Below are 9,204 nucleotides of genomic sequence, written 5' to 3' on the forward strand. Positions count from 1 at the left end.
CCGAGCAGGTTGTAGGTCGACGTCCACATGTTGCCGTCGGCGTCGGTGACGCGGTGTTGGTTGCCGTGGCCGTCGTAGCCGTAGGTGGAGGTGACCGGGGTGCCGCCGGTGACGGTGAACACGCCGCTGAAGGTGTTGGCGGGGGTGTTGAGGGTGGGTGGGGTGCTGTATTCCAGGAGCTGGCTGGTGCGTCCGAGGGGGTCGGTCACGGTGGTCTGGACGGTGCCGCCGTCTGGTGGGAAAACGGTGGTGCGGTCGCCGTTGTGCACCATGGTGGTCCGGGAGACTTCCAGGCCGTTCCTGGCCGCGACGCCGATGACCAGACGACCCAGGCCGTCGTAGGTGTAGAAGCTCTGGTTCGGTATCGGCGGGGGCGGGTTGACCTGAGCGGGGGCGACCAGCGTGGTGTTGGGGAGGTTGTTCGGGTCCCACCAGCCGTTGTTCGACGATTTCACCAACCCGTTGGTGTCGTAGAACGTGTCGGTGATCATCCGCCCGGCTTGCGGGGTCATCGCCTGTGTTTGCCGGACCCGTAGCTGTGCGTCGTAGATGGTCGTGGTGGTGACGTATCCGCTGGAGTCGTTGAGCTGCTGGGACGTGGTCGCGGTGATGCCGGTCTTCTGCAGCAGGTAGCTGAACTTGTGGTTCGCGGCCGAGGTCGTGGGGCGGGAATGCAGCCACACCGAGGTGGTTCGACCGAGGGCGTCGTACTGCTGGGTGGTGACGACGTCGTTGGCGTCGGTGCCGGTCAGGGCGAGCCCGCGAGCGGTGTTCACGGTGGCGGAAGTGCTGTGCCCGAGTGCGTTGGTGCTCGTCGTGCCGGTGGTCAGTCCGACACTGTTGTCGGTGTAGGCGGTCGTGCTCTGGTTGCCGTTGCCGTCGTAGGTGTCGACGGGACGTCCGTAGCTGTCGTAGGTGGCGCGCGCGATCGTCTGCCACGTGTAGGCGCTACCGGTGTAGTCGACCGCCTTGCGCGTCATGGTGACGTTGGCCGTGCTGGGCGGGGTGGTCTGCGGAAACGTGGTCGACCAGGTCGTGTCGTCGTAGAAGGTGCGGGTGGCGGACACGACCCGCGCGGGCCGGTCCACCGACGTCGGCGCGGTCAAGGTGTTGAAGCCGCCCGGTACGGAGGCCGGTGTTCCGGCGCTGTAGCCGCCGCAGGCCACCGAGAGGGTCTCGACCTGGCTGGGCAGGCCGACCAGGTTCTTGTTCTCATTGACCGGCGCGTAGGTGTAGCTGGTGCACCTGTCGTAGGCGGCGTTGGCCGGCACCGTGTGGGTGTAGCTGTGTTTGAGGAGCCCGACCGTCGGGGAGGTCACCGACGCGTCGTAGGTGTTGTCGGTGGCCGTGTACCGCCAACTGGTGGTGCCGCCGGTGGTGACGGTCTGCCGGTTGTGGGTCAAGGCCGTCGCGACCCAGTGAGCGGTCAGGGCGGGCAGCGCGGTCCGGCTACGGGTGGCGGTGGCCGCCGACACCCAGTAGGAGTAGATGGTGGAATGGTCGACCGGGCCGCCGTTGCCCAGATGGGCGGTGGTTTCGAGGGGCCTTCCGGCGAGTTGGTCGATGTCTTCGTGAACGCCGCCGGCTGAGTCGGTCAGGTTGACCATGGTGGTGCTGTTGTTCTTCGACATGCCCCGGTAGTAGGTGGCCACCGACAGTGTCTGGGGGTCGTTGACGCCGTCACCGGTGAGGGTCCTGACCGTGCCGTAGCCGCGGAACTGCCCGTAGGTGCGGTACTTCTTCTTGACGACTTCGTTTTCGTCGTAGCGCCATGCCGCGCCGCCGATGTAGGCGTAGCTGGTGGATGTCGCGGCGGCGCCGCCGGTGGGGTCGGTGGCGGTGACCCGGGTGACGGCGTACTTGTGGAACCAGTCCCGGAACGGTGCGGTGTACCCGTCCGGGGTCCAGTACACGGGATAGCAGGATCTTGTGTTGGTCGCCGGGTTCAGGGTGACCGGCGCGGTGCACGGCAGGGGCAGCTCGTAGCTGGCGGTGATCACCGATCCGGACTCGGTGGTGATGGTCTCGACGCGGTGCCGGTAGAACGGGGTCAGTCCGTTCGGATCGACCCGGTTCGGCAGTTTGATGCTGGTGAACGACACCGACGGCAGGATGATCGGAGCGGTGGAGCCGCCGGCGGTGGTGTCATGGCCGGTCCGGGTGATCGAGGCCAGCCACAGGGTGGGCGCGTTGCCGTCTCCGGTCGCCGGGATGGACTGGGACAGGGCGTAGGAGTCGACGGTGGCGTAGGTGGAGGTGGCCACGTTCCACTGTTCGGTGGTGATCGAGGTGAGCCGCACGGTCGAAAAGAACGACGGGCCCCAGGCGTCGCAGGTGGCGCCGGAGGCGCAGATCAGGTCGTAGGGCACGTCTGGCCAGTTGGCCTTGGTCGAGTTGTTCAACGGGGTGCACGTGCCGGACACACAGCGCGGGCCGGTCGCGAACCGCACCCGGTTGGGCACGGCGCCGTACGCGCCTCCTGCGCGGAAACCGAAGTCGATACGGTCCAGATAGCTGTCGCGCACGTAGTCGTCGTTGACCGCGCCCTCGTTCCGGCCGTAGTGGTTGATGTCCTGCTTGTAGTAGTAGGCCATCGCGTTGCCGCGTACGTCGACGACGTAGTCCAGGTTCCACCGGTACGCCATGTCGCACACCGACGCGGCGAACCCCGCCGAGTCGTAGCAGGGGTCATCGGAATGCGGAGAGTAGACCGGCACACGGTCCACCGAGTTGGTGACGGGCTGGCCCGAGGACCAGCCGGGCAGCCGGTTGCGGCCGAACTCGTACACCGACCCCTCCCGGGTCGTGACCCGCCAGTAGTCGGTGTTGTAGGTGCCGGAACCGTTCCCGGAGTTGACCTCGTGGGTGATGACCGAGCCGTCCTCGACCTGTGGTCGCCACACCTGCTTCGTGTTGTCCCACACCAGCGCCGTGGTGGCACCGTTCAGGGACATGGTCAGGATCGGGCCCTCGTAGCACCGGTCCGCGGTCTCCTTGGGCGACGGGCTACCGCCCGGCTCGTCGGCGCACGAGGTGAACGTCTGCTCGATGAAGGAACGCGGCGTCGACCAGCCGTCTCCGACCCACGAGGACTGCGCCTGCGTCGCCACGGTCTGCCCGTCGACCGACCCGGAGTCGTAGGACAGCCCGACCTGCGGTGCCAGGCCCGACGCCGCCGGCGGCAGGGTGATCGGGTAGGAGTAGGTGAACGAGCCGGTACTGCCGCCACCGGACCACGACCCCGACGGCTTGAGGTCGGTGGCCGCGTAGGTTCCCCCGTCGCTGCCCTCATCACCGGTGTCCGCCACCGCCGCCAGCACCACCTGGCGCGGCCCGGCGTCCGCCGCCGGCCCGGAGGCGGCCGCGTCGAAACTCACGGGTGCGGACACGGCCAGCGCCTCAACGTCGTTCCGGGACACGAGCGGTGTGGCACGGCGGCAACCTGGCGCCTTCGGCGTGGTCAGCGCGCACGCCGGAAGACGCACGAGCCGCAGCCGGGATCCGTAATTCCCGCCGTAGGCCTGCGCGAAGCCACCGTAGTCCAGGCCGACCCGGACCTCGCTCCCACCGCCGGTCGGCGTGATCGTGAACAGCACACCCTTGACACCAGCGGCACGCGCGGCTTCCTGGTCCAGCACCCGAACGTCCACCGCCGAGGGAGCGGTACGGCCGCTCCCGCGGGCTGTTGCCTGCGCCCACACCGGGGTGCCCGCCGCGCGCGTCGCGGCTCCCTCTGCCGCCCGCCGCTTTGGCGCAGCCAGCCCGATCGACGCCCGCGCCGAGGGCGGCCACGCCGTCTTCTCGGGAACGAACCTGTCCGCCGCGTCGTCGGGCTGACTGGTGAACCTCGACGGCAGGGCCTTCACCCGCGTCACCGCCGGCCCCGGCGACGCCTCCGGGGGCGCCTGCGTCACAGCTCGTCCGGCCACGATCGCACTCCCGGCCGCCGGCGACGCCGGCACCACCAGCGGCAGCGCCAGTCCGGCGGCCACCACCGCCCGGCACGCCGCCCACTTTCCCACCCGATGCATCCCGCTCAACATCGTCATCGAACCGCCATCTCCGTACAGGATGGACAGAACACACGGGATCATCGCTCAGCCTGCCGGCACCCCCGCCGATTCACTGTCGCATGCCCACCGGCGACGATCAACACACAGATCACGCCACCACAACCGTCTTGCGGCTACCCCGGCGAACGCAAGGAACGACGTTGTGCCACATAGGCGGGTGAAACCCCTACGGCGGCCCTTCACGTATCGGCGTGGAGGCTGGTTAGCTGTGCCGGTCGGGTCCGCAGACGCAAGACCGCGTCTGCCTCGCTGCCACACGGGGGGCACCTCAGATGATCTCGTTCAGCTCCGGACGATCACGTCGCGGCACGGCCGGCACACTGGCAGGTCTGGTCACACTGGCCGCTGTCAGCCTCCCCGCGGAGCCTTCGGTCGCAGGGCCGGAGGAGCCGCCGCTGGTCACACCTCCGGCAGGGACGCTCTCCATCGAACAAGCACTGGCCCGGGCCACCCAGACCAACACCCCGGTCCCGGTGGAAGCGGCCACCACCGCGACGGACGAGATCACCGCGAACCCAGACGGGACGCTCACGCTGTCCCGGTCGGCGCTTCCTACCCGCAAGCGGGTAGACGGCTCCTGGCGCGAGCTCGACGCCACCCTGGAAACCGGCCCGGACGGCACCGTTTCCCCTACGACGGCCACCAACCGATTGACTCTGTCCGGCGGCGGCGCCGGCCCGATGGCCACCATGACCAGCGCCGGCATGTCGATAGCCTTCACACTGCCGATGTCGCTGCCCACGCCCACGCTCAGCGGCGCATCCGCCACCTACGCCGGCGTGCTGCCGGACGTCGACCTCGTGGTGACCGCCGACGTCCACGGCGGAATGTCACACGTGTTCGTCGTCCACACCGCCGACGCCGCCGCCAACCCCGCCGTGCGCCGCCTCGCCCTCGCCACACAAACCACAGGGGTGACGATGGCGGCCGACCCGACGGGCAACATCTCCGGCACCGACCGCACCGGCCGCATCGTGGTCACCGCACCGGCACCGCTGATGTGGGACTCCACCACCCCGGCCACCCAGCGGGCCGCCGGCAGCACCAGCGACGACTCCACCGTAGGTGGACCGGGCGCTGGCGCCAAGGTAGCTCCGATCGCCGTGCAGGTCACCGCCACCGAAATCGAACTGACCCCCGACACCGGCATGCTCAACGGAGCCAGCACCACCTACCCGGTCTACATCGACCCCACGTTCACCTGGTCATCGGTCGGCGCGTCCAACAACGGCTGGGCCACCGTCGCCCAAAACTACGCCTCGACCAACTACTGGAACGACACCCCCGACCCGCAGGGACGTATGCAGGTCGGCTGGGCAGGCAGCATCCGTTCCCGCACACTCATCAACCTGCCCATCGCCACATCGACCCTGGCCGGAGCGACGATCAACGCCGCGACGCTGAGCATCACCGAGACATGGTCCTACTCCTGCACCCCGAGCCGGGTCAACCTGTACGCCCCGTCCGCCACGCTGACTCCCTCCAACGCCACCTGGAACCACTGGAATGGGGTGTCCCTCGGCGCCGTCGCCGACTACAAGGAAGTCGCACACGGCTACAACTCCGGATGTCCCGCAGCCGGTGTGTCCTTCGACGTACGAGCCGAGGTCTCCGCCGCGGTCACCGGCAACAAGAAGACACAGACGTTCGTTCTCGTCGCCGCGAACGAAACCGACACCAACGGGTGGAAGAAGTTCCTTGAGACCAGCCCACGGCTGACGGTGACCTACAACCACACACCGAACAAGCCCACCGGCATGAGCACCTCGCCGGCCACCGCATGCACCGCGGCCACACCTACCGTCGTCGGCGACGGCCAGGTCACCCTCTACGCGCCGGTCTCCGACCGCAACGGCGGCACCCTCGGCGTCACCTTCAACCTGTGGAAGACCTCCGCCCCCGGCACCATCATCGCCTCCTCCAACCCCAACCAACTGACCTACAACTCCGGCAGCACCGCCGTACTCACCGTGCCGGTCGCCACCCTACGCACCGCAGCCAGTGGCGTGATCACCCAATTCTCCTGGCGGGTACGGGTCACCGACTTCAACGAGCCCAGCGACTGGTCGACCACCTGCAACCTCAGGTTCGACCCCACCCGTACCGGTCCGCCCACAGTCACCCAACCCGCCGACGGGACCACCACCATCGGCCAGTCCGTCACCGTCGACGTGACACCACCCGCCGGCAGCAGCACCCCCACCGGCTACCTCTACCAGCTCAACGGCGGCCCGCCCGGCACCGTCACCGCCGACTCCGGCAACGCCACCATCACCGTCACCCCCACCCGGTTCACCAACACCCTCACCGTCACCAGTCTCTCCGCCGGTGGCAACGTCGGCGACACAGCCGCCGTCACCTTCAACTCCGCCCCCGCCGCCACCGCCCCCGACGCCGACCTCACCGGCGACGGCGTCGCCGACCTGCTCACCGTCGGCGCCACCAACAACCTGCCCTCCGGTCTGTGGCTCGGCGCCGGCAAGAACACCGGACAGATCGTCGCCGCCACCACCAACATCGGCGCCAATGGCAACGGCATCCTCGGCACCAACAACCCCGCCGACTTCGACGGCGCCCAGGTCATCACCGGCCACTTCACCGGCACCGGCCTGCAGGACATGTTGATCTACTACCCCACCGGATACCCCGCCACCGGCGACAACGCCGGCGGCGGCGTGATCCTGCGCGGCAACGGCGACGGCTCCACCGTCCAGTCCCAACTGACCGGCAACCGCATCGCCATGTGGGCCGGCGCACTGTCCGACCTCTATGGCCTCAACCCCCGACAACTCGCAAACGCCGGCGGCAGCTCCGGACTCGGCGGCGCCTACCCCGACCTGATCGGCATCGGCGGCGACGGCAGCGTCGGCTACTACCTCACCTACTACGCCAACCAGGGCGGCACCCTCAACTACCAGTTCCCCGCCATGCTCCCCACACCCACCCCCGACGGCGGATACGACTGGAACACCTGGACCATCGCCACCGCCCAGACCACCACCGGCACCGGCATGTTCCTGTGGCAACCGTCAACCGGCGCCCTGCACCTGTGGACCGACCTAGCCTTCGACGTCAACTACCAGACCTTCAGCTACACCGCCCACACGATCAGGACATCCGGCTGGAACACCGGCGCCGGACTGACGCTGCACGCCGCCGACCTCGACGGCAACGGCACCCCCGATGTCTGGACGGTCGGCGCCAACGGCCAGACCATCGCCCACCTGACCAGCGACCTCAACGGAAGCACCGGCAACATCACCGCACAGACAGCCCAGAACCTGCTCACCGCCACCCACTCGTGGCCACTCAACGACGCCACCGACGGGCCCGTCACCGGGAACAACACCGCCACCGACACGGTCGGCGCCCTCACCGCCACCGGCACCGGCAACGCCGGCTGGAACACCGGCGACCTGTACGACCCGGACATCACCCTCGACGGCACGAACAGCACCCTCACCACCAGCGGGCCCGCCCTGGCCACCAACGCCGACTTCACCGTCTCCGCCTGGGTCAAACCCACCGCCAGCGGCGGCACCGTACTGTCCCAGGACGGCACCAACACCGCCGGATTCAAACTGTGGGCCCACACCGCCGACAACAGTTGGCGATTCGCCATGTCGACCACCGACGCGGCCAGCCCGACCTGGAACACCGCCAGCGCCGCCACCAGCACCGTCCGCCTCGGTGTCTGGACCCACCTGACCGCGACCTACAAACACTCCACCGGCCTGATGGAGCTTTACGTCAACGGAGTCAACGTCGCATACACCACACACACCGTCACCTGGAACGCCACCGGCGCGTTCCGCTTCGGCGCCCACCGGGCCTCCGCCAGCGGCCTCGACGGCTACCTCAACGGCCAACTCGCCGACGTCCAGGTCTGGAACCAGGTCATCGACCCCGCTCAAGCCGCCACCCCCGCAAGCTACTACCAACCGATCACCCAAATCCGGGCCCTCGACACTCGCAACGGCACCGGCGGCACCACCGGACCCGTCAGCGGCGGCAGCACCGTCCGCCTGAAGATCGCCGGCGCCAACGGCATCCCCGCCAGCAACGTCGCTGCCGTCGCCGTCAACGTCACCGTCGTATCGCCAAGCGGCGGCGGCCACATCATCGTCTGGCCCGACAACACACCCCGCCCCGTCAGCTCAGCCGTCAACTACGTCACCGACGGCACCATCGCCAACTACCTGATCACCCCCGTCGGCGGCAACGGATACATCAACCTGTACAACTCCAGCGCGAGCCTGCATCTCCTCGCCGACATCACCGGATACTTCACCACCGACCCCGCCGCCACCGGCAACACCACCTTCACCCCGACACCCCCGACCCGGCTCATGGACACCCGCGACGGCACCGGCGGCACCACCGGACCCGTCGGCAGCGGCAGCACCACCACCCTCCAGGTCACCGGCGCAACCGGCATACCCACCGGCGCCACAGCCGCCGCCATCAACCTCACCGTCGTCAACGCCACCGCCGCAGGATTCCTCATCACCCACGCCGACGGAACCGCGCGCCCCGCCGTCTCCGGACTACAGTTCCCCATCGACGCACCAGCCGCCGCGATGGCCATCATCCCCATCGGCGCAAACGGAAAGATCGCCATCTACAAACACCTCGGCGGAGACGCGCACATCATCGCCGACGTCGTGGGATATTTCGCCCCCGGCACCAGCGGCCAGAAATACCACGCCATCAACGCCACCCGCATGATCGACACCAGACAGGACGGCGGCCCGATCCCCGCACAAACCACCAAAAAGGTCTCCCAGGGCAACACCGTCATCGCCAACGCCCCCACCCTCATCCTCAACGTCACAGTCACCCAACCAACCACCGGTGGCCACATCACGGCCTACGACGACAGCACCACCCGCCCAACCACCTCCAACGTCAACTTCACCACCGGCCAGACCATCGCCGGCCTCACACTGCCCACCGCCGCACAAGGCACCATCGGCCTCTACAACAACCAAGCCACCGGACACACCAACCAACTCGTCGTCGACTGCCTCGGCTACTTCTCCTACTGACAGAGATGATGTTCATGAGCACCTCCCGTCGAGGTCTGACCCGCCTACTGACTGACTTCGGGTCCTTAACGGGATTTGTCGGC

General features: G+C 68.3%; 1 protein-coding gene and 1 pseudogene. One reads left to right on the forward strand and one right to left on the reverse strand.

Features of this window, described 5'->3' with window-relative positions; translation table 11 throughout:
* Positions 1–4,049: pseudogene (locus tag ACXAHD_RS29575) on the reverse strand (sugar-binding protein); the annotation flags it as partial.
* Positions 4,050–4,546: 497 nt separating this feature from the next.
* On the opposite strand from ACXAHD_RS29575, the gene ACXAHD_RS29580 reads away from it, so the two are divergent.
* Complete coding sequence (locus ACXAHD_RS29580) at positions 4,547–9,121, forward strand: LamG-like jellyroll fold domain-containing protein (protein WP_475054757.1); 4,575 nt, start codon at positions 4,547–4,549, stop codon at positions 9,119–9,121.
* The last annotated feature ends 83 nt before the right edge of the window (positions 9,122–9,204 follow it).

Source organism: Micromonospora sp. ABR4_055 (genome assembly GCF_056160425.1).